Origin of the sequence: Chelativorans multitrophicus, from assembly GCF_011317445.1 — a bacterium.
Lineage (GTDB): Bacteria > Pseudomonadota > Alphaproteobacteria > Rhizobiales > Rhizobiaceae > Chelativorans > Chelativorans multitrophicus.
In genome coordinates, this window is the sequence record NZ_JAAAPL010000001.1 from 298088 (window position 1) to 318671 (window position 20584).

The window sequence follows — 20584 nt, forward strand, 5'->3', positions numbered from 1 at the left end:
GTCGGCAGCGCATAGCTGCGATGCAGGTTCGCATATTGTAGCAGAGCCAATGGGGCGGCATCCTGACAAACGGTCAGGAGGCAGGAGGAGCACCCCAATGACATCCATTCTCATTACCGGCGGCAGCCGAGGCATCGGACGCGCAACCGCTCTGCTGGCGGCGCAAAGCGGCTGGGCCGTGGCAATCAATTATCTCGGCAACGCTGCCGCTGCGGAGGAGGTCGTCGCCGAGATCAAAGCCGGAGGCGGTCGAGCCTGCGCGGTGCAGGGAAACGTGGCGGCAGAAAATGACGTCATCGCAATGCACGAAGTTGCGGAGCGGGAGCTGGGTGGGCTTACCGGCGTCGTTATCAATGCCGGCATTGTCGGGCCGTCCCGCCCCCTGGTGGATATCGAGCTAAACCGGATCCGCCGCATCTTCGAGGTCAACACAATCGGCGCCTATCTTTGCGCGCGGGAAGCCGCGCGCCGGCTTGCCCGGAGCCGCGGCGGAACGGGAGGCTCGATCGTCCTGGTCTCTTCAATGGCGTCGCGTCTCGGCTCCCCTTTCGAATATGTGGACTATGCCGGCTCGAAGGGAGCGGTGGACACTCTCACCATCGGACTGGCCAAGGAGATGGGCGGCGAAGGTGTGCGGGTGAATGCCGTCAGGCCAGGGCTGATCGAAACGGAGATCCACGCGAGCGGCGGCCAGCCGGATCGCGCACAGCGGCTTGGCGCTGCTTCCCCGCTCGGACGCGCAGGCGAGGCGCGGGAAGTGGCCGAGGCGATTGTCTGGCTTCTGAGCGACGCCTCATCGTATGTCACCGGCAGCTTCATCGATGTGGCCGGCGGCCGATAATCGCTTCTGCGCCATTCAACAAACTAAAATTTGGCAGGAATAAAATTCTTTTGTAACATTGTGACGAGCTGAAATGGGCATTCATAGTGTGGGGAACCGGTCGGTCACCGGGCATTTCCAACCCAAGCCTCACCTGTAATAAAGTTACAAAAGATGGCGCGCTGGTCGCCATGCAAGACGAGTGCATGGCTCGCCAGCAAATTCACCGCAAGTTGGGATTGGCGCATTACGTAGGCAATCCAGTCTGTTTCGATTTTCTCGCCCGAAATTATAGTGGCAGGGGTCCCCCGATGCAGCACCGCGCCACACTTCCGATACAGCGTCTTCAGGTTCTCCTTTGATAGATGTTCGATCTCGTTGTCCTCGACCGAAATACGCCCGCTTTGCTTCCGCTCCACTTTGATCGGTTGCGGATAGAAGCGGTCATGCAGCTTCGATAGAAAGTTCACAATCTCATCAGCCGCATACGAGTTGCGAAATTTCCTGGCGGATAACTCAGAGAAGCCTTCGTGCGAGATGATGCACCCGAGTGCAATTATTTCGCAGATCATTCGCAATTGAAGATACGACAACTCTCTTGCAAACCGAGCTCTCAGGCTGGTTTCTTTATTAACTAGCGCCTCAATCGTATCGAGCCTTTGCCGAACTTCCTTCATCATGTCTTTGTATATCAGAAGCGTTCTTAGCTCATTCGAATCCATCGATTCATCCCGCATTCTTTGAACGGAATCGTACGATAACATAAAGCCCACCGGGCGAGCGGCAGCGCCGGAACTCTTGCCAGGTGGGTCCGCTATTCGTCCCTCATGGTCTCCGCAATGCATCCGCGCACGATGTCACGGTCGACAGTCTCGTTCACCACGTCCGAGTCAATGGCCTGCGGCAGCCCCTCGCGCTCCCCATAGCGAATGATGGTGTTGCGGCCGGCGCTTTCACCATCGCAGTGACGTTGCCAAAGGCCGTCCCATTTCGAACGTGCGCAGCTAACGGCTTCATCACGGCAGCGATACCATCGCTGATCTTGGTCATGAGGGGCATCGTCGATGCCTGACACAGCGCGGCTCGGTGTCCCCAAGCTCTTCATTGAGGCAAGCCGGGATTGGTATTCGCGAAGCGCGACTTGGTAGGCCGCGAGCGGATAGCGCCCAACGGTCAAATCGCGCTTACCTGCCTTTGCGGCGCGCTGTGAATGGTGGGCGATGAGAGACTCGAACTCCCGACATCTTCGGTGTAAACGAAGCGCTCTACCAACTGAGCTAATCGCCCGCCGCTAACCGGCCCGGCCCGTCCGTTTAGGCGGTTCGGCGCGTGATCGCAAGGGAAAATCGCCGGTTCAGACCTCATCCCCAGTTCCATTGTGAAATCAATCGACAAATGGTTCACACCGCTTGACAGTCCACTGGGAACCGCCTAATTGACCGCCACGACACGCGCTAACGCCGTGTCGAAATGCGCGGGTGTAGCTCAGTTGGTTAGAGTGCCGGCCTGTCACGCCGGAGGTCGCGGGTTCGAGCCCCGTCACTCGCGCCATTTTTCAATGACTTAGACGAACGATCTTCCGAAAAAAGTTGGAACTCCAGACCGGCAATTCCAACTTTCAACCCTTTTCGTTCCCCTCTCCCCAAGTTCCTTTCCACGTTTATCGCGTGTTGTGGATATCTTCATGCTGACACTCGTTGCCGCCGCTATCTCCACCTGCCTTCACCTCTCCGCTGTCGACGGCGACACGATCAAATGCGACGGGCAAAACATGCGGTTGCTCGGACCAGGCCAGCCGAACAAATCTGGCGTTGACGCGCCAGAGATCGGACATGCCAAATGCACGGCCGAGAAGTTCCTGGGGCAGCAGGCCAAGCGCCGGCTGGAAGAGCTGTTGCGCGAGGATGTCCGAATCGAGTTGTCTGGGGTCAAGGATCGCTACGGTCGGCCGCTCGTCTGGGTTCGGATGCCAAACGGCAAGGATGTCGGCGAGGTCCTTCTCGAAGAAGGATACGCCCTGCCCTGGCGGCCTGGGCACGCCATAAGTTGGTGCGACTGACCGGCTCAGGCCGGACGGTCATTCGTCCCGCCAGATCACCCGCCGAATATATAGGATCCGGTCAATGCGCCGCAGCTTGATCTTCTGCAGATCGGCCGCGGAAGGGTTCACAATCGTAAGGTCGATCATGTTCCTATTGCCGCAGGACGTGCATCGCCAATTGTTGCGGTAAGGAACGTCGTCGCATTCGACATTGCCGAAGGCGACCTTCAATTCCTCGACAAGATAGTACCGTTCCGTCTTGCAGAAGCGACAACGGAGCTTCGCATAGCGACTAACCTTGGCCGCGTCCGCGAGCGTGTACGATCCCTTCTTTTTCGGCCAATATGGTTCAGGCATGCCCTATGAAAGAGGAATGATTTCCTCTTCCGTCAAGGCTCCTCTTGACTCTTTTGTTCTCATTCCGTTCACTGTGACCATCCTGCTACGGAGGCAATCGTATGTGCGGGCGCTTCACCCGATATCTAACTTGGTCGGAGATCCATCGGCTCTACCGGCTGACGCTCGATTGGGAAAAGCAGAAGAACGACGAGCCGCGCTACAACATCTGCCCGACTGAGGACGTTGATTTCGTGACCGCCGGCGAAAACGGTTCGCATCGTCTAAAGACCGGCCGATGGTGGCTGGTCCCGTGGTGGGCCAAGGAAATGCCCAAGGCAGCGATGTTCAATGCACGCATTGAGACCGCCGACACCTCCGGCGCGTTCAAGGATGCTTGGAAGTCAAAACGCTGCCTGATCCCAGCCGACGGCTTTTACGAGTGGACAAAGAGCCCGGCCGATGGCGGCAAGGACCCGTGGCACATCCATTTGCCGGACCATCAGCCTTTCAGCTTTGCTGGATTGTGGGCGTACAATGAAAAGCTGGGCGTGACGAGCTGCACCATTATCACGATGCCCGCGGAAGAACCCGTGACGCAGATCCACGACCGCCAACCGGCCATACTGCACCCAGCGGTCTATGACCAGTGGCTTGATCCCGTTACGCCATCAGAACGTCTGAAACCTCTCGTCCGCGAACACAATCTGGATGGTCAGCTTCAGTTCTACCGCGTTGGACGCGAAGTGAATGCGACGAAGTTCCAAGGCGAGCAGTGCATTGCTCCGGTTAACCCGCTCTAGTGTGGCGACGCGGCTGAATCTAAGGTGAGATGATTATAAGTATCTGGGATGATTTTGATTTTAACTGGCACCTCATGAGTTTTTAGTCGTTAGTTAACGTTTACACGCAAGATTTCTTATGTTCACTCAATTGTGAGGGGGTCATGTACTTAAGTGCAAAACGGAAAGTCGCCGATATTCGGCGAAAACATATCGCTCACGGAGAAACAGATGAGTTGATCTGTGCAGTATCAACCGGCCTGGAGGCGTTGGCGGAAGCTCTCCACAAGAACAATCGAAAAATGCAAACCCAATACGATGAAATTGTTTTAGAGCTTAAGAAGATGCGGGCTGAAAACAGCCGCGAATGCTGAGCAAACTGCCTGGGGAATGACTCCCCAGATGACATGGGAGAATGATTCTCCCCCTTCCAATCACTGTAGGGCAAGTGATGAAACAACTGGGGAGGTTTTAATGAATGAAGCAGACGATACAATCCTGCGGGTGATGTTCGAGGACAGAACCGGCAAGAATTGGGAAGACGCAACCGAGGAGGAAAGGCAGAAGCAGCGGGATACTCTTGCTGAGCTAAGGGCTATCCTAGTCGCGCCCTGGCCTACTCACCTGCCTGGAAAGATTAGGCACTAACGACTGTTTCGCAGCGCCCTCAATTGGCAGCGCTGGAGGAAATGCGGAGCAGGTCTTCAGCCTCTGGAAAACTACGGCTTAGGGCACCCTTCGACTGAAGCCCTATCCTGACTCACCGGAAACTCGCGACTTCACATCACGCAGCACGGCCATGGAAGCCAGGCACTTCCTCAAGAGCTGCTTGATCCCACCGTGATTCTCTCTGGAGTTGAGCGTGGGGTGCTTCGGTCCTCTTGCCATCGTCTTCCGGTTGCGCCACTATTGCGGATAGCGGTTTGGGCATTTGGGGGATTTCGTGAAACGATCGGCTTTTGTAGCCGTGGCATTTGCCGCGGTACTTTCTGCATGCGCAAAGACACCGGAGAGCATTTCGGCGGCGTATGTCAGTGAAGTTGGTTACCACTCTTGGAGTTGCACGCAACTGGGCGAGGAGCAGCTTAGGCTATCCTCTGCCTACGCTACCGCAGCCAAGCAGCAGCAGCAGGCGCGCTCCAACGACATCGCGGGTGTAATCTTGATCGGTCTACCTGTCTCGTCATTGTCAGGCGATAACATCGCTCCAGAGATAGCTCGACTGAAAGGTGAGCAAGAAGCCGTACGCAAGGCGATGATCACAAAGAACTGTGGGAAGTGATCCTAAAGCATCCAGAACACCACATGGCTAGGGGCACGCATGGGCATCCTAAATGGTCTTCTCGGGCACGGTAGCGAGGTTGACGCCTCCAAGCTGGCGCAGCGATTGGATGGCGTATTGATCGATGGTGAGACGGTCGATTTGGCGTTCCGTGTCATCCGCGATTTCTTCGTGTTCACAAGCAAGCGAATGATAATCGTAGACATCCAAGGGATCAGGGGAAGCAAAGTCGACTATCTCAGCATCCCATATCGGGCGGTAACACGGTTCTCAGTAGAGACGTCAGGGACGTTCGACTTAGACTCCGAACTCAAGATCTGGGTTTCCGGCGATCCCAAGCCCATTGAGAAATCGCTAAAAAAAGGTACTGACGTGCGGGGCATTCATAGGGCAATCGCAGCCGGCGTTCTTGGGTAAATTCCAGCCGCCAAGTCGCAACAAACTGCCGCCGCAAAAAAAGCCCCGCCGGCTGAAGCCAACGGGGCGTGATTTTCTAGGCCAGATTTGAGGTTCGCTAAGGCGGCCTACGGTTTTCCGGGAACCTTTTCAGAAAACCTCCATCCAATGGTTCGAGGTCGCCGCATGAAGCGGCGGCGCATGCCTAAGGAGAAGGTCAAATGAGATTCATTCCCGCCGCGCTCGCCCTGCTGCTCACCGGTTCGCTCACTGCCCTCGCGCATGAGGTTCCCGCCGAATTCGCCAAGCCGCCGCCCGCCGGCGCGTTCAAGGCAGTGAGCAACCTGGTCAAGCTGCCGGACTTCCTGCCTGGAATGGGCCAGCTGTTCGTCGATCCGGCGAGCCTGCCTGCCGGTCCGTTCCTGGCCTATGACCATGACGGCGCGCTTGTCAGCACCATCTACATGCTGCCGACCAAGGATCTCAACCCGGACAAGCGCTTCGAGGATCTGACCGCGCCCGGCGGGAATGTCGACCATGTCGACGTCTACTATAATGCCGGCCATCCGGGCGTCGAAAAACCTCATGTCCACGTTGTGCTGTGGCACGTCCCCGTGGCAGACGAAGCGAAGGTGGCGCAATGATCCTGACGCGCAGGCGCGTGCTGGAGGTTGGCGGGGGTATCCTCGCCGCCCTCCTGGCCAGGCCAGCGGCGGCCTGGAGCGCTTCGGTCGAGATCGCCATGCAGGGGAGGCCCGACGGCTCGCATGTCTGGTTCGATCCCATCGGCCTGCACATCGAGCCCGGCCAGACGGTACGCTGGATCAATCGCGACCGGGGCAATTCACATACGGTCACGTCCTACCACCCGGAAATATTCGATCGCCCCCGGCGCATCCCAGCCAAAGCCAAGGCATGGGATTCGGGTTATCTTCTGCCGGAGGAGACTTTTTCCGTCCGTTTCGACGAAGAAGGCGTCTACGACTATTATTGCGTTCCGCACGAGCATGCAGGCATGGTGGGCCGGATCGTGGTCGGAAAGCCGCCTGCCGTGGAAGCAGCTGCGGAAACCGCGGGTTTGACGCCTTTGCCGGAAGCGGCGCTAAATGGCTTTCCGCAGGTCGAGGAGATCATCGACAACGGCATTGTGCGGCGGGAGTGATAGGGAATGAGAGGTCTCGACATAGAAATGACGATGGCTCATCCCAAGCTTGATCTTGAACGGTTGAGCGATGAAGAGCTTGTTCATCTCGCCAGACAGGGTGGCGAAAGCGCCATTCGCCTGCTCATCAAACGCAACAACCGGTCTCTCTTCCGGGTCGCACGTGCGGTCGTGCGTGACGACGCAGAGGCCGAGGACATCGTGCAGGAAACTTATGTCAGCGCCTTCACGAAGCTCGACTCGTTTCGCGGCCATTCCCGGTTCTCGACCTGGCTCACCCGGATCGCCCTCAACGAGGCACTCGGGAGGGCGCGAAAGCGGTGGCCGGCGGCCGAACTTGCTGAACTGGATATGGCGGAGGGCTGCAATGGAGGGTCGGTGATCATGTTTCCGACTTCGCTGAAGCCGCCGGGCGCGGATGCCGAGCTCGCCCGCAAGCAGGTGCGCGACCTTCTCGAGACTGCCGTCGACGAGTTGCCCGATCCGTTCCGGCTCGTCTTCATCCTCCGCGACGTGGAGGAGATGAGCATCGAGGAGACGGCGCACCAATTGTCGCTGAAGCCGGAAACCGTGAAGACGCGCCTCCACCGAGCGCGGCGGCTGATGCGCCTTGCCGTCGAGAAGCAACTCGCGGGGACGTTTTCCGAACTGTTCCCGTTCGACGGGGCGCGGTGCGAGCGGATGGCCGATCGAGTTATCGATAGGCTCCATGGCCTGGAAAGGCCACGCGAGCCAGGTTGATGCCTGGTGTGACATCGGTTGCTTCGGTGACGGCCGATCAGGAGCCTCCGATGGCAACAATCCTCCAGTTGGGGTTGCTTGAAGGAGCTTGAACCCAGGCCGCTCCCGCAGTTCCGCTCCCAGCGTGGGCGAGACCTTTCGAGACAAGGACGGCAAGGAAGAACACCCCCCACGCGATCAGGAGCGCCACGTCCAGCCGCTTTTGAGCCTTCGGCGATTTCATCTGCCTCATGACCGGCCTCCAGTGATCTGGATTTTGCTCGTGTCGATGATCTGCATGATGCGGCGAGCCAAACGGTCGCCCGACATGGCGAGAAGGCCTGCCACCGCATATTGCCAGACCGAGAATTCCAAGCCCGCCCAACTGATAAGCGGCTCGGTGAGGAAGACAGCGAAGAACAGGCCCGTAGCAACGCTGGTGAGGCGCGCCTTTACCGTGTTTGCGGTTGAGAGAAGGAATGCGATCAGGAGGCCACCCGCGATCGCCGCGATGAGCTTAACGTCTGTCCAGTTCAATTCCCCCGCTCCTCTATGAGCCGCCACAGTGGTAGAGTTGGAACCGACCGCGATGCTGGGCGATGGCAACTGCCGTCGGCCGGTCATTCGCGATCAGGTATGAGTTGGTGGCCGGGGCCGGGTTGATCGGCACCAGCACGTCGCAGGGCTCAGTGATCGCCTTCGTCTGGCAGGCAGCCGCCAAGAAGGGCACAGAGAGCGCCATCGTCAGCGCCAAGCACATCCTCATCGATCTTTCTCCCGTCTTGGAGCACGGTGATGCGGTCAGATGCGAGCTTGCTGAGGACCGCGGACTTGCCGGCGCGGAAAGCCGCGCCATGAGAGATTGCGAGCGCCGCCAGAACCGCCAGCGCAGCGCCGAGCTTGATCCATGTGGCGAGCCCGAACATCAGGACGCCCCGCTATAGTCGGGCTCCCGATGGCGCGGCTTCAGATCGTCAGCCCGCCGCCGGCGCAGGTATTCGGTGATCAGGCCATTCGCGACCAGGAACCAAGGAAAGTAATCGCCGAATACCGGCGCGAAGAGGTACGGGTCGACGGTGGTGATCACCTCGAGCAGAACGCCGAGGATCATTTGGAGCCGCGCCCAAGCAAGTGTTTCCGAATCGCGGAAGAAGTCACGAATGCGCTGCCACATGGTCAGCCTCCACAGAAAATGCCGAAAAGACTGCAGGGAAGGTTCACGATCCACGCTCCGGCCGCCGCCAGCGCGGCGAGGATCGCGGCCAGAATGCCCGCATTGCCCGGTTGCGGGGCCGCTGGCGCGGGTTTGGGCGCTGGAGAGGGATTGGGCCGCGGCGTGGGTGTGGCACCGCTCGGAAGCGGCTTTGCCTTCGACCAGCGCTCATAGGCCGCCGCCATCTTCGTGTGATAGCCATTCCTGGCGTAGCCGGGGCCGTTATAGCCGCGGGCAAGGGTGTGCCAGTCCTGCCGTTTCAGCGCATCTGCGAGCCCTGCTTTCTCGATGTAATTTGCCATGAGGCGGACCTGGCCATAGACGCCGTTGCGGGCATCTTTCACCAGGTCCTCGACCGAGTTGTAGCCGAGCCATTCCCAGTGGGCGCCCATCACTTGGCCGATGCCCCAAGAGACGCTCTCATATGCCGCCTGCTTATCGATTGCCGCGGCACGCTCCAGCATCCGCCAACGCGCGGCTTGAGCGGGAGGATTTTTGACCGCGCCGGCTGATGGAGCAGCCAATCCTTCGCGGCGTGCGATCGCCCGTTTTTCCGACGGCAGGCGGCGGTCGAAATAATGCCCCTCGAACCGGATGAGCGGTTCGGGGCGGCCACTCACGATGGCATGTGTCCGGCCGCCGCTCTCCACCTCGGCAATGGCGAGCAGGGCGGCGGCAGGCCAGCCGCGGTCCTTTGCGACGCGCTCGATCTCTCGGCGCGCGTTCTCATCGAACGGCATCGTTCTTTCCTTTCAATGTCGAATTTTGGTTGGAGATGCACTGGAGCCGATGCAGAGTTGCATGCGGTTCGGAGTGTGCGTATTAAGGGAGCCGGCTCGTCAGGAATGGGCGAGCTGGGGCGTGAGAACCCCACCGGTGGCGGCAGGAGAGCCGTAAGCGTCCTCTGACCCTCGTGTCAGAGGGCGTGGACCCATCCTGATATCAGGTCGGGGAGGCCGTTGTGCATGTCCAGGGCGAAAGCCTAAAGACAGCGGCGGTCGCTCACCGGTGGCTTCTCAACTCCCCGACTGCAGTCAGGGGTGGGGATGATGTTCAGAGACATTCGTAATGCGAGGATTTCGACGCCTCTCGTGCGCCTACCCCAATTCAGGCACACAAAGAGGAAATAATGAAGTTACTCGTTTTAACTACAACTGCGCTCCTCATTAGCGGATCCGCATTCGCAGCCGATGCCGTTTATGGCGATGTTCCAGCAGCGCCGGTGGCAGAAGTCGCAGCCGAGAGCTTTGATTGGACCGGACTATACCTCGGCGCGTTCGGTGGCGTTTCGACCGGCGACTTCAAATATGAAGCCGGTCCAACCGGTGGTGATCCGCTGGGCGGTATCGACATTTCAGGCGGGGGCTTCATCGGCGGCGCACAAGTCGGTTATGACTGGCAAATTGGCAATTGGGTCATCGGCGGCGTTGCTGACATCGCTGCGACCAATCACGACGCCGACATTTCCGCTGATATCGACGGGTTTGGATCTGCGGAAGCGGAGTCGAAACTGAAGTATCTCGGCACTGTCCGCGCCCGAGCCGGTTACTCCTTTGATCGCACACTGGTTTATGGCCACGGTGGCTTCGCCTATGGCGAGACCGAGCAAAAGATCGATCTTGGAGGCACCGAACTCTTCAATGAAAGCCAGGGGCGCACAGGCTGGACAGCAGGCGCCGGCGTTGAATTTGCTGTAACCAACCGCATTTCAGTTGGCACGGAATATTCCTACGTGGACCTGGGCGAGGAGCGCGTCTTTGAAGACGCCGGCGTTTTCGTCGACGAGGATGTGGCGTTTCATAGCGTCAAGGCGCTGTTGAACGTGCGCTTCTGACCCATAAAAGGCGGTAACTAATCTCCAGTCTCTGGCGGGGCAGCGTCGCCGCCGTATCAACGCTGCCTCGCCCTCTTTTCAGGACTCACCATGATTAATGAATGGGCCTTCAAGCTCGCCCGCGAATACGCGAAATCGGTTCCGGACGACATTCACGTACCAACTCTCGCGCGTGAATTGCAGACAAAATACCGAGATGAGAAGGAAGCGAGGAGTGCTTTGGAGCATACTCCGTTGGGGCCGCGGCAGTAATACTCGTGCCGACGGCTTCCGGGATGATGCAACCGCATAGATGAGGGTATTTACTAAAGGTTGTGGTCTGGGTAGACGGCAGTTCAGGTGTTGGCGGTCAAAATCTTTAGTGGATACATGCTTAGACGAAGCGAGTTGATCATCCTTCTATGGATCTTGCTGGCGTACGCGGCAACGCTCGTCTTTTTCTACGTTCTCACTCGAGAGATCAGGGCCGTTACGGGTGGCGATTTGAGCTTCGCTAAATGGATACGCATAATTTTTCTAAGGGGATGACTTGGGGAGAGTAGTTGTCGATAAGCTTGTCGCGAATTGCGGGCTGACGCGCTCTGTCGGCCTTGCCACGGATACGGCCTGCTCTTATTAAGAGCAATTGGGCAACTGGAAGGGGTATCAAAGGTGGAAAAGCTAATCATCCACGCTGGCTCGCAAAAGACGGGCACCACGTCGATTCAGTCGTTCCTGCATGAAAGCAGGACTGCACTGCAAGGAATTGGCTTTACATATGCCGAAACATGTTTCGGCGACCCGAACATCACCAGTCATTACAATAGCATCCGGGGTTTCTTTTCAAAAAGCCCTGAGGAAATGGATCATACCGCCAAGTTCGTTGAGAAGGTGAATAGCTCTTCGGGCACTGTCATCATCTCGGCTGAAAGCCTGTTCAGCTTTCCCGCCAAGCATATTTTTGAAGACAACACGGGCTATTGGATCCGTAAGAAGATGATGCTTGAAGAGATCAGAAGCGCTTTTCAAACGCGCGACTTCGAGATCATCTTTTTCCTCCGCGACAAACAGAGGTTCCTCGTTTCTCTCTTTCGTCAGTACCTTCGGGTGGTGCAGCGGCCGAGCCCGACCTTAGCAGCCGCTCTCGATGCATTCCTCAACAGCGAGGGACACCTCGAAAATTACGAGACGCAGATTCGAATCTGGCGGGAGGTCTTCGGTAACGTCACGATCGTTGACTATGACGATGCCGCCCGGATGGGCGGATCCTCGATAGAGGCGTTCTGCAACGCCGCCGGCATAAAAGGCATTCCCATAACGGACCGGCGCGAGAATGCCTCTCCGGACTGGGCAAGCCTTGAGGAGCGCCGTCTGCTGCAGTTCTTTGGCGCAAAAGCAAATCCCGGGATATTCAAGGACGCGCGCCGTGAACTGCTCAATCTTGAGATTGAAAAAGAGGTGAATGCCAGGATTGCGGCCCACCTCAATGACCCGGAGCCTTACTTTTCAGAGTTCACGCCGTACGAATGGCGGTCTGCGAAGGGAGATGTGGAGGAGGTGGTCAATTGACCACCTCCAGACTGCACCACGAGTAAAGCCCCGCGTTTAGATCCAAATCAGCCCCGCTGGTCTGGAAAACCTCAACGGTTAGGACGTCGCCGGCCGCCACAGCTACTTTCCCGGATGTCACCGCCATGCCATACGCCCCTGAACCTGCGGGCTGAAGCTCATTGAAACCACCTTGCGCCGCAGCTCCGTTGCGGCGCAGCCGGATCGCTCGCACTCCAGTATCGTTCGCTGCAAACTCTACGTTGACACTGACCCGGACAAACCGGATCCCCTCATGGGCAGGCACGACAAAGTTCGTTGAGCTTGCGCCCGCATCAAACATGCCGAGGTCGTCCCGTGTTTTGGTGTTCCACTGGACGGCTGTGAACACATTATTCGGGATGCCTTGAGGTGATCCCGTGCGAACAACCTCCGTGGTAGGCGTGACGCGCCGCAAGACGGTGATGTTGGCCTGCCCGAACGTCCCCGCCAAATGCTGCCCGATTGTACCGGTCAGCCTCCCCGGTCTAAGCTGCACTCCGGACGCTCCAAGGCCAATCCTAACGACCTCTGCCACTGTGCCAGTGACGTTGTAGTCGAATATGTCTATGTCCCGAGCAAGGGCGCTCGTATCAATTTGGTTGGCGATGCGCCGGGTATCTCCGTCATAGTGGTGGGTGTTTGCCGCAAGCGTTGTGTCAGTGACATTGCTGAGCAAAATATCAACCGGTGCCGACAAAGAGTGGTTGTTGGGGTCTATCTGATAGATAAGGTTCCGGTAAATTTCCAAAAACTTACCGCCTTTGATCCAGATGCCATTGTCCCGATAGGAGGCGTGGCAATTGTACATGTAACCAAGGGGCTCTGGATCAGTTCGCTCGATGTAATAGCCTTTGCGCACCTCATTGGCGATACACTCATGGAAATACCATGCTTCCTCTGCCGTTCCTTGAGAGAAAAACCCCCAATGGGCGGAAGATGCACGGCATCGAACAACATAGGGTGAATAGCAACCGTCGAGGATAAATCCCTTGTTCATCAAAAAACGTGGATCGGTATCCGAATATAGACCATCCGGAGCCACCACCTCAGGTCCCCAGCAGCCCGTCGCAAAGCAGTCTATAAGGCGAGGACGCCAGTGCCCCGTCACATCGATCCCGAATGTTACATAGTCAGTTGCGATAGCCAGACCATTGACCCTGACATTTTGTAGGATCGCGGATGGTCGATCTTGAACGCCCCCGGGCGGCATTGTGGATTTTAGAGCCGTTCCGCCGGAAGCTTGACCGTCAATAACAATACTGAAATCCCGGAAGTGCGTTGCGGCTAAACGATCAGCGGATGTAAGAGCGATACCGTTGGCCGATGAGATAGCATCCAGCGTAAGGGTCGTGCTCTGCATCCCAGCCCCAATGATGGAAATGATTTTGCTGGAGCTATCGCCGGAGACTAGATTTTCGAGATAGACGTTACCGGGGGGCAGAATGATCTGCCCATATCCACGGGCAACACTGAAATCGACGGCGTTCTGTAGAGCCTGATTCGCAATCTGGTTTTGCTGCCAAGGCCCGAAATCCTGTGCCTTTACGGTGAATGCGCTAGGAACCCAAACCTGGCCATTCTCATCGGTCCGGTAGATTCCATGGGATGGATTGCTGTCCGACCGAACCCAATCGTTACGAGCGCCAGGAGAATTGGGATACCCTAGGACATTTATGGATGGCGCGCTTACCCCAGGATTTAGTTTCCCGATGTCATCAGGAACCGCTACGGAATTCTCATATTCATAAGCGCGGTACCAAGTCCTTGCAGTGGTACCCCCAGACTGGAAGGTATCCGTTGAACCATTATTTTGGTCAACGAACAGGCCGCCTCCGCCATCTCCGGATGAAGCGTATCCGTTAACGCGTATCGTCTGGATTCCTACTGGCACCTCAAGCGAAGGCATGCCCGCGACAGTCGAGTATATCGGCACATTGCCTTGGGAAACCGCATCCGAAGCATATCCGGCGGCGATGTCACGCGCCGCTTCAGCAGCAGCCTGAGCCGCCTGTGCTGCGAATTGCGCCGCTTCCGCGAGATGCTGCGCGAGCTCGGCCGCTTCCTTGTTTCGGAGCGAGGACGGATCAGCGTACAGGCGATAGTGAACACCTGCATCCGCCAGCAGGAACATGTCATTCGCCTTAACCTCCCCGGCTGCGATCTGCTGTCCACCATTGGTGAGGAGTGGCTTCGCTCCATCGCCAAGGTCGAGCGTGATTGGGCCCGAGTTTTCGGCGACCGTCTGTAACGAGATCAGCTGCATACCGGGCCCGGTTAGGGGCAAATTCGGCACCGCGACAATGTTGTTGCCGGTTCCGCCCGTGACCGTCGCACGCACGAGGAGATTAGGTAGATCAATATCCCCGCCCTGGTCTGCGATAAGCGCGATGATTAAGCGCTCAACCTCTGTTCCCCACCGCTGAACGGCGTCGTTCTGGACACTTCGCGGATATCCCGCCGCATCAGTAGGCGCAAAGACATCCACAGCCGTCTCGGTAAAGCCGGTCATCAAGATCTCCAGATTTCAAGAATGAGCGGGGGCTTAATTGCCCGGAATGTTGAAGCTGCCGGTTGCGTATGCGCCCCTGGTGCCATTGCTGGTGTAGGAGGCCACGCGCCAGTTGACGGTCGAGCCGCCGCCGGAGCGGTTGTAATCTTTATGGACCTGCCGCGTTATGCCGGGACGGATGTCGTCCAGCGTGGCGATCACGGTCCACTCGCTGCCGCCAAAGCCGGTCTCTTCCTCGACCACAACTTTGACCGCTCGCAATTCCGGTACGGTTATGTCCCAGGTCGCCACGACAATGGGATCGCCGATTTCCTCACTCGTCGTCACGCTCGGAGCGCCTGTCGCGGTGTTGCTGACGCTCATCGGATCGACAATAAGCGGGTCCGAGAAATAGCCGACATCATCGCCGTCCACGAGGCGGACGCGGAATTCAGCTTTCAGGCCGTTGGTGTTGGTCCCGACATAGGCGTAATAGGTCGAGCCGGCCTGGTACTCCGTCATCGCTGCCCATTGGGTGGGGTTTTCGTCCGGATAGTAGCGATAGTTCGCTTCGGCCGTGCCGGCGTCCCCACCTGTGAAGCGGATGCGCGTTTCCCAGGTTCCGTTGGGATACTGCACCACGGTTGCCTGGTTTGGCGGCGCAGGCGTGGGAATGTCGGTCTCGTATTGGAGTTCTGGCAGCACCGGTGGCGCCGGCATTTCATCCACCGCCGGGTTCCACGGCACCTTCAGTTCGTCGGGTATTATTGCGACCGGAATTTCGCAGACGCCCTCGCTGTCGAGCATCCTCATTGGCGCGACGACACGGCATTTCACAAAAGCGCTTTCTCCGCCCTCGCCCACGTCAGGCACTTCCACGGTGATGGTGCGTAATCCCCACGCTGCTCGGCCGGCAAAGGTGGTTCGCACCAGGCCCTTCTGGGCTCGATCCATCCAGAAGAGGCGCCTCGCAATGCGCTGAGCCTGGCTTGCATTGTCGCAGAACGGAAGCTTGTAATGCTTTTCCTTCTCGCCGTATTTGCTGATGTCGGATTGCACGCGAGCCCAGGAGGCATTCGTAAGATCGATTTCCGCCAGATCGCCTTGCCGCTCATGGCTGTAATAGCTGACGCGGCAGACGTTCGGGCGCTTGGCAGCCTCCTCCGGCGCGAATTCGCGATCGATGATGTGGCGGTCAAGCAGCGTGAGCTCAGATACCGGGTCGTCCTCGGTGAACTTGAATGTGTGCAGCTTCGCCGGCGGCCGTCGCCATTCCAGCCCAGCACTTTCGAGCATGTCCAGAACGACATCTGTGGTGAGATTGCCTTCCCACCCGCCAGAGATCGTGCAGCGCGGCGCAGTACCCGTAAGTGTCGGAACCATCTGGTCGGCATCATCCGCGAGGGCGGCGATGGAGTTGAAGTCGATCAGGTCGTCCCGCATGTCGGGCAGAAGGCGATACCAGTGGAGGCACTGCAGCACACCGTTCAGTGTCCACCTGGTCTGCCCGTCGCGCGGGTCGAAGAACTTACCCACGCGGGCCTGCACCTCGAGTTCTTTGATCCCTCCCTGAAGGAGTGTCTGAAACCGCTCGCTCGCAGTGCCAGGGTTCCTGACGTGCAAAAGTGTTTGACCAATGCCTCGATTGCGAAAATCGTCATCGACGAGCGCCGGGAAGCCTGCCTTTAGCTGCGGCCAAACCGTCTCGCCCCCGGTTCCCATTTTGCTCTGCACGAACATGTTGGAGCCATTGGGTTTGGCCCAAGGTGGCGAGCTAACCGTCCCGTCGGATTCTACCGTGATAGAGCGGCCGTCATAGTAGTACTCTTCGATCGCATCGATGGGCCCGAAACAGTGAAAGATCAGGCGATAGATGTCGTACCCGGTTGTATTGCCGAACCCAATTCTGCCTGCCAGCCGGACGCGCCCGGTCGCATAACGGCCGGGTCCTTCCGTGCCCGTTCTGGTGTTCTTGATGTCCTGCGGGTCGACGCGCGGCCGTGAAGGTGCGAGGGCGCTCTGGACAGCGGCAAGCGCGCCTACCGCGGCAAGCTGAAGCCCAGCATAGATAGCTCCTGGCGCTATCCAGACAGGGGCTGCGGAAAACAGCAGGAACGTCAGCGGCGTGAAGATCGGATCGGCGGACGCATGCGCCGTCATCGCCAGGAGCGATGCCCCCGACAGAAATATCTTCTTGTAGTGCATTTCAGCCTAGCGCCCACACCTTCACGACAACAGGGCGGCGCTCCCACGTTCCGTCTGCGTTTCGTACCGGGAATGCGCGCCCAACCACACCAATGGCTGCGGCCCCATCCAAGGTGCGAACGCACATTCCTCCCCCGAAGGTGAATATGCCGCCTACGCGCCCGCGCGTCGTCTCGATGATGCCGACATCGCCGACAACCGGCATTTCTCCGTACCGCGGCATGACGCCAGCCTGGCGGGCAATCCGGTTCCATACACTCACAAGACCGCCCTCGGCGTCGATGATCCTGTGCGCCTCCGCCTCTGAGGAATACAGCGGCCAATCGAACTCCCGGCCCGTCTCGTTGGCGAACCATTGCGCAGGCCAAAGAGAGCAGTCGTCAACGCCCCAGGTCATCGGCTTGCCTTTCACGGCATCGACATAGGCGCGCAGGCGCTCGCCCCTTTCGCGAAGAACACGATCGATCATCAGTCTTCGCCGCCCTTGTAGAATTCGATGATCTTCGCGTTGATGTAATCCATGCCCTTGTCGCCAGGATAGCGTGCCCTCTGGCCAGACGGCGACCACGCCGAATCGACAGCAGGAAAGTTCAGTCCCTCGAACACGGATGCGATCTTGAGCTGGATGAAGCGGATGGCCGCCCCCATGAACGAAAAGCGCGGTGCGGTAATCCTGCCAGGCACCAGTTCTTCCAGGTCAAGCAGCACCTCGCCGGTCTCAGCATCGAAGGTCGCGAAAAAGATGTCGCACCTCGCGCCATCAAGTGGTTCGCGTTCATCCCACATTTGCTTGAGCCATTGCCGGTTGGCGCCGGAAACGACCACGTCGACCACCGGTGCATGACCGAACCAAGGTTCCTCGATTGAGCCGATGCTGACGATCTGCCCTCCGAAGGGATCAGACACGCCCTCCCAGACATGGCCGCCGATTTCCTGCTGCCCCATGCCCGTGTGCAGACGGCGCTCGCCGCTAGGAAGATCGACGTACGCGAAAATCGCGCGCTGTACATGCGGCCGCGACAGTTTGTCGAGGATCGCTTCCGCTGTTGCCATGATCAGCCCGTGAAATACTGCCTGACATAAGGGTCAATGACTTCAACCAAGGTCACGCTCGTGGTCTCAGTGTGTGCTGGAACTCGCGCCGGAGGCATTGCTGAGGTTTTGCTGGTAGGGCGCAGCACGATAACAGGGCGGAGTGTGCAAAAATCGCCCGCGGCGATTGCTTTCCTGAGCCGGTACTTCACGCGATAGGTACCCGGCTCCAGAACTTCGGTGATCTGGTACACTCCAAAATGGAAAGGAAAGAAGCCGATCCGATCCCCTATTCCGAGGGCATGACCCCAAAATTCGTCCCGAAGTCTGATAACACTGCTATCAACGCCAGCGCTTGCCGCTACCCGCACGACAGGCGGAGACACTTTCCAGAACTGACCGTTCTCCCATGGCATTCCGTTCGACCACGGCTGCGCCGGCACATCATTCCAGCCGAGCCAGTCCGGGACACTCATCCCAGCTTCTGCGGGCGTCATCATGTCGGGGTCGATTACGGTGAAGCGCATGGCGTTGGCGCCGCCCATAAGAGCGTCGAGGATACCTCGCTGCGCGCGGGCCGCCCTGCCCTGCTTGATTGTTAGACCAAGGCGAAAGGCCCAGACAGAACCAATGCCCTCAAATGTCTGCTCTGAGCCGTCGGCCGCAGTATTGCTGCCCGAATTGCGAACATTGGGGCCCTGAACAACCTCGAGCGCATTCAGCCCAAGGCCATCATTCCAAGTTAGGAGGCGACCCATTTAGGCTGCACTCATCGGGCGAATGCGGCGGAAGTCTCGCTCATCGTTTCGCGCATCTACCATTGCCGGCACAGAACGCGCGAGGCGGGCAGTGGTTTCCGCGCTCACCTGCTGCGCGATGGGGCGCGACGTACGCTCAACGGCCGTGTCGAAACCGCCATCTGCATCGAACCGGGAGACCAGTTCGATCGTCAGAGGTTGTTCATTAGCTGGAGACTGTACGCGCGGGATTACTGGAGCCACATACCCGCCCGACTTGTAGCCATTGGCAGCCTTGTGGAGGGCGTCGAGATTGGCTTTGCCGATACGCGCAGTGGCTTTGGCGTTGAAGACATACTCCTTGCCATGGACGATGCCCGCTGCAGCGTTTGCAGAACCATCGCCGGTGTAACCGCCAGAAGCGAAACCGAGCAATCCACCGAGCAGCCCCTGCAAGAAGCCACCTCCGAGGAAGTTTGGGTTCAGCGATTGCATCAGCCGCAGCGCCACAGAAAGCGCCTGAGACAGCGCTTCGCGCCACGTGAGTGTACCGTCAATGAGACCCTTCAGGATTCCGCCAGTAGACTTGCCGGCTTCCAGAAATGCGCTTGCCGCATCATTGGTGGTCTCCCGGAGGCCTTCCCATGCATCCGTTGCCCTCTTAGCCGCGCTCTCCGCGCCGCCACCTGCTTTTCCGGCAGCCTCCTCAACTGCGTTAAAACTCCCAGCGAACTCCCGAAGCTTTTCGGCGGCGCCTGATGCGGCAGAGACAACTGCCGAACCAAAATTGCCGATATAGTCCTGGCTCAGGGCCGATTGAACGGCTGCATTCCTTTCGCCGAGCGCACCCGACAGCTCGCCAGCAAACGGATTGGCAATCTGCCCGAAATCAACGGTGCCGATCTCTCCGATCTGAAACCCGCCAGGCAACACGGCAAGTGCGCTATTCACGCTGCCGATTAGTTCGTTCAGCATTCCCGATGCCGAATTGATCATGCTCTCCATGGCCCGAATAGCCGCGTTGGCCGCCCCCACGGCTGCCGCGCCAATGATGTTGGGGAACTGGTTCCAGACGAATTTCAGGTCTTCGAATGCGGCTACAAAGGATCCAATGATAAAGTTGGCACCGGTCTTTGCTACCGCAACGAGATCAACTCCAAGAATCCGGGTGAGTTCATCGCGGAAGATGTTCGCAGCGGCTACGGCGGCCGTGATGCCGAGAACGAATGCGGCACCGGGATTGGCAGCGGCCATTGCTGCGGCAGCGGTGACCGCAGAAACAGTCAGGCGACCCAACAGAGCAATCACCTGAACGATGCCGCCGATAATGGCTGGCGCGTATAAGAGGGCCAGTCCAGCCGCAGCCATAGCGGCATAGGGTGCAATCGCCTGCAGGATGGAGGCGAGGCCGTTTAGCGCGCCGGCAGCGACAGCAGCCCAATCGACAAATTGCAAACCAGCAGCGAGCAGGGCGGTGAGAAGAATTGAGATCAGCGAGACGGGAGAGATCAGCGAGCCAAGCGCATCCCTGAAGACGCTCGCGGCCGATCCTCCGTTCTGCATTGCGTATTCCATCTGGCCGGCGATCTGCGTGCCCTGCTGAAGCGCGATGATCATGGGATTCATGCCCATCGCCGCAGTGACGCCGATGTCCTGGACCTGGGCGGCAAGGCCGGAGAAGCTGCCACTCATGCGGCGAGCGTTGTCATTGACGGCGGCGGCATGCATGCGCATCGCTGACGCGGCTTTTGTGGCTGCAGCGGCCTCTGAGTTCAGCGCAGCAGCGGCGCTATTGGCTGACCCAGATACGGCAGCGGATGCCGCACTGGCAGAGCGAGCGCCGGCGGCCGTGCCCTTCGTCGCCGCCTCGGCCCGCTTTGCCGCAGCCGACAGTTTCGTAAGGGAAACGGCGCCCTTGTCGGCTTGAGAGCTATCGACGGCAATGCCAAGCGTGGCGATGTCCATAA

At 58.5% G+C, this 20584-nt stretch carries 26 protein-coding genes and 2 tRNA genes; 14 read left to right on the forward strand and 14 right to left on the reverse strand.

Features of this window, described 5'->3' with window-relative positions; translation table 11 throughout:
- The first annotated feature begins 97 nt into the window (after positions 1 to 97).
- Entirely contained in the window at positions 98 to 841 is a 744-nt protein-coding gene (locus GNP00_RS01430; protein WP_011580592.1) for an SDR family oxidoreductase, read from the forward strand.
- Between the two features lie 104 nt (positions 842 to 945).
- On the opposite strand, the gene GNP00_RS01435 is transcribed toward GNP00_RS01430, so the two are convergent.
- The 3 genes from GNP00_RS01435 to GNP00_RS01445 form a co-directional block, all read right to left on the reverse strand.
- Complete coding sequence (locus tag GNP00_RS01435) at positions 946 to 1542, reverse strand: hypothetical protein (RefSeq protein WP_011580591.1); 597 nt, start codon at positions 1540 to 1542, stop codon at positions 946 to 948.
- Between the two features lie 92 nt (positions 1543 to 1634).
- Positions 1635 to 1997, reverse strand: a complete 363-nt coding sequence (locus GNP00_RS01440) for a hypothetical protein (RefSeq protein WP_011580590.1) — start codon at positions 1995 to 1997, stop codon at positions 1635 to 1637.
- A gap of 34 nt (positions 1998 to 2031) precedes the next feature.
- Positions 2032 to 2107, reverse strand: a tRNA-Val gene (locus tag GNP00_RS01445).
- Between the two features lie 187 nt (positions 2108 to 2294).
- On the opposite strand from GNP00_RS01445, the gene GNP00_RS01450 reads away from it, so the two are divergent.
- Both GNP00_RS01450 and GNP00_RS01455 read left to right on the forward strand, forming a co-directional pair.
- Positions 2295 to 2371: transfer RNA gene (locus GNP00_RS01450), tRNA-Asp, on the forward strand.
- A 133-nt stretch (positions 2372 to 2504) separates the two neighbouring features.
- Entirely contained in the window at positions 2505 to 2879 is a 375-nt protein-coding gene (locus GNP00_RS01455) for a thermonuclease family protein (RefSeq protein WP_011580589.1), read from the forward strand.
- A gap of 18 nt (positions 2880 to 2897) precedes the next feature.
- Here GNP00_RS01455 and GNP00_RS01460 read toward each other — a convergent pair whose 3' ends face one another.
- Positions 2898 to 3218 carry a hypothetical protein gene (locus tag GNP00_RS01460; protein ID WP_011580588.1) on the reverse strand — a complete coding sequence of 107 codons (321 nt, stop codon included), beginning with the start codon at positions 3216 to 3218 and terminating at the stop codon, positions 2898 to 2900.
- Between the two features lie 101 nt (positions 3219 to 3319).
- Between GNP00_RS01460 and GNP00_RS01465 the strand changes: the two genes are divergently transcribed.
- The 8 genes from GNP00_RS01465 to GNP00_RS01500 all read left to right on the forward strand — a co-directional run bounded on the left by GNP00_RS01465 (position 3320) and on the right by GNP00_RS01500 (position 7560).
- Entirely contained in the window at positions 3320 to 4000 is a 681-nt protein-coding gene (locus GNP00_RS01465; RefSeq protein ID WP_011580587.1) for an SOS response-associated peptidase, read from the forward strand.
- 143 nt (positions 4001 to 4143) lie between these two features.
- Positions 4144 to 4353, forward strand: coding sequence for a hypothetical protein (locus GNP00_RS01470; protein WP_041544631.1), 210 nt, complete (start codon positions 4144 to 4146; stop codon positions 4351 to 4353).
- 100 nt (positions 4354 to 4453) lie between these two features.
- Positions 4454 to 4627 (forward strand): hypothetical protein, encoded by a 174-nt coding sequence (locus tag GNP00_RS01475; protein WP_157038044.1) that lies wholly within the window; start codon positions 4454 to 4456, stop codon positions 4625 to 4627.
- A gap of 295 nt (positions 4628 to 4922) precedes the next feature.
- Positions 4923 to 5261, forward strand: coding sequence for a hypothetical protein (locus GNP00_RS01480; protein ID WP_157038043.1), 339 nt, complete (start codon positions 4923 to 4925; stop codon positions 5259 to 5261).
- A 39-nt stretch (positions 5262 to 5300) separates the two neighbouring features.
- A complete protein-coding gene (locus GNP00_RS01485; RefSeq protein WP_011580585.1) occupies positions 5301 to 5678 on the forward strand; it encodes a PH domain-containing protein in 378 nt (125 codons plus the stop codon).
- Between the two features lie 200 nt (positions 5679 to 5878).
- Positions 5879 to 6301: a DUF5602 domain-containing protein gene (locus GNP00_RS01490; RefSeq protein WP_011580584.1), complete on the forward strand. Its 423-nt coding sequence runs from the start codon at positions 5879 to 5881 to the stop codon at positions 6299 to 6301.
- Complete coding sequence (locus tag GNP00_RS01495; protein WP_011580583.1) at positions 6298 to 6819, forward strand: plastocyanin/azurin family copper-binding protein; 522 nt, start codon at positions 6298 to 6300, stop codon at positions 6817 to 6819. The genes GNP00_RS01490 and GNP00_RS01495 overlap by 4 nt, the downstream gene beginning before the upstream one ends.
- Positions 6820 to 6825: 6 nt before the next feature.
- Complete coding sequence (locus tag GNP00_RS01500) at positions 6826 to 7560, forward strand: RNA polymerase sigma factor (protein WP_011580582.1); 735 nt, start codon at positions 6826 to 6828, stop codon at positions 7558 to 7560.
- Positions 7561 to 7597: 37 nt separating this feature from the next.
- Here the strand turns inward: GNP00_RS01500 and GNP00_RS01505 are convergent, their stop codons facing one another.
- Positions 7598 to 7792: a hypothetical protein gene (locus GNP00_RS01505; protein WP_041544630.1), complete on the reverse strand. Its 195-nt coding sequence runs from the start codon at positions 7790 to 7792 to the stop codon at positions 7598 to 7600.
- The gene (locus GNP00_RS01510; protein WP_041544628.1) at positions 7789 to 8076 is read right to left on the reverse strand and encodes a hypothetical protein; all 288 of its coding nucleotides are present in this window, start codon (positions 8074 to 8076) and stop codon (positions 7789 to 7791) included. Before GNP00_RS01510 ends, GNP00_RS01505 begins: the two co-directional genes overlap by 4 nt.
- 62 nt (positions 8077 to 8138) lie before the next feature.
- Between GNP00_RS01510 and GNP00_RS01515 the strand changes: the two genes are divergently transcribed.
- On the forward strand, positions 8139 to 8483 hold the full coding sequence (locus GNP00_RS01515; protein WP_157038042.1) for a hypothetical protein: 345 nt from the start codon (positions 8139 to 8141) through the stop codon (positions 8481 to 8483).
- Here the strand turns inward: GNP00_RS01515 and GNP00_RS01520 are convergent.
- Entirely contained in the window at positions 8465 to 8713 is a 249-nt protein-coding gene (locus tag GNP00_RS01520) for a hypothetical protein (RefSeq protein ID WP_011580579.1), read from the reverse strand. The genes GNP00_RS01515 and GNP00_RS01520 overlap by 19 nt on opposite strands.
- Before the next feature lie 2 nt (positions 8714 to 8715).
- A complete protein-coding gene (locus GNP00_RS01525; RefSeq protein ID WP_011580578.1) occupies positions 8716 to 9492 on the reverse strand; it encodes an N-acetylmuramidase family protein in 777 nt (258 codons plus the stop codon).
- A gap of 389 nt (positions 9493 to 9881) precedes the next feature.
- On the opposite strand from GNP00_RS01525, the gene GNP00_RS01530 reads away from it, so the two are divergent.
- Both GNP00_RS01530 and GNP00_RS01535 read left to right on the forward strand, forming a co-directional pair.
- Positions 9882 to 10586 (forward strand): outer membrane protein, encoded by a 705-nt coding sequence (locus GNP00_RS01530; RefSeq protein WP_011580577.1) that lies wholly within the window; start codon positions 9882 to 9884, stop codon positions 10584 to 10586.
- Positions 10587 to 11150: 564 nt separating this feature from the next.
- A complete protein-coding gene (locus GNP00_RS01535; protein WP_166015693.1) occupies positions 11151 to 12134 on the forward strand; it encodes a hypothetical protein in 984 nt (327 codons plus the stop codon).
- Here the strand turns inward: GNP00_RS01535 and GNP00_RS01540 are convergent.
- From GNP00_RS01540 to GNP00_RS01565, 6 genes are read right to left on the reverse strand one after another with little or no spacing between them, the layout of a single operon-like run.
- The gene (locus tag GNP00_RS01540) at positions 12127 to 14664 is read right to left on the reverse strand and encodes a hypothetical protein (RefSeq protein ID WP_011580575.1); all 2538 of its coding nucleotides are present in this window, start codon (positions 14662 to 14664) and stop codon (positions 12127 to 12129) included. The genes GNP00_RS01535 and GNP00_RS01540 overlap by 8 nt on opposite strands.
- A gap of 33 nt (positions 14665 to 14697) precedes the next feature.
- Complete coding sequence (locus GNP00_RS01545; protein ID WP_011580574.1) at positions 14698 to 16848, reverse strand: hypothetical protein; 2151 nt, start codon at positions 16846 to 16848, stop codon at positions 14698 to 14700.
- Position 16849: 1 nt separating this feature from the next.
- Entirely contained in the window at positions 16850 to 17317 is a 468-nt protein-coding gene (locus tag GNP00_RS01550; RefSeq protein WP_011580573.1) for a DUF6950 family protein, read from the reverse strand.
- A complete protein-coding gene (locus GNP00_RS01555; RefSeq protein ID WP_011580572.1) occupies positions 17317 to 17901 on the reverse strand; it encodes a hypothetical protein in 585 nt (194 codons plus the stop codon). Before GNP00_RS01555 ends, GNP00_RS01550 begins: the two co-directional genes overlap by 1 nt.
- A gap of 2 nt (positions 17902 to 17903) precedes the next feature.
- A complete protein-coding gene (locus tag GNP00_RS01560) occupies positions 17904 to 18638 on the reverse strand; it encodes a hypothetical protein (RefSeq protein WP_011580571.1) in 735 nt (244 codons plus the stop codon).
- Positions 18639 to 20582 carry a phage tail length tape measure family protein gene (locus tag GNP00_RS01565; RefSeq protein WP_011580570.1) on the reverse strand — a complete coding sequence of 648 codons (1944 nt, stop codon included), beginning with the start codon at positions 20580 to 20582 and terminating at the stop codon, positions 18639 to 18641.
- Between the last annotated feature and the right edge of the window lie 2 nt (positions 20583 to 20584).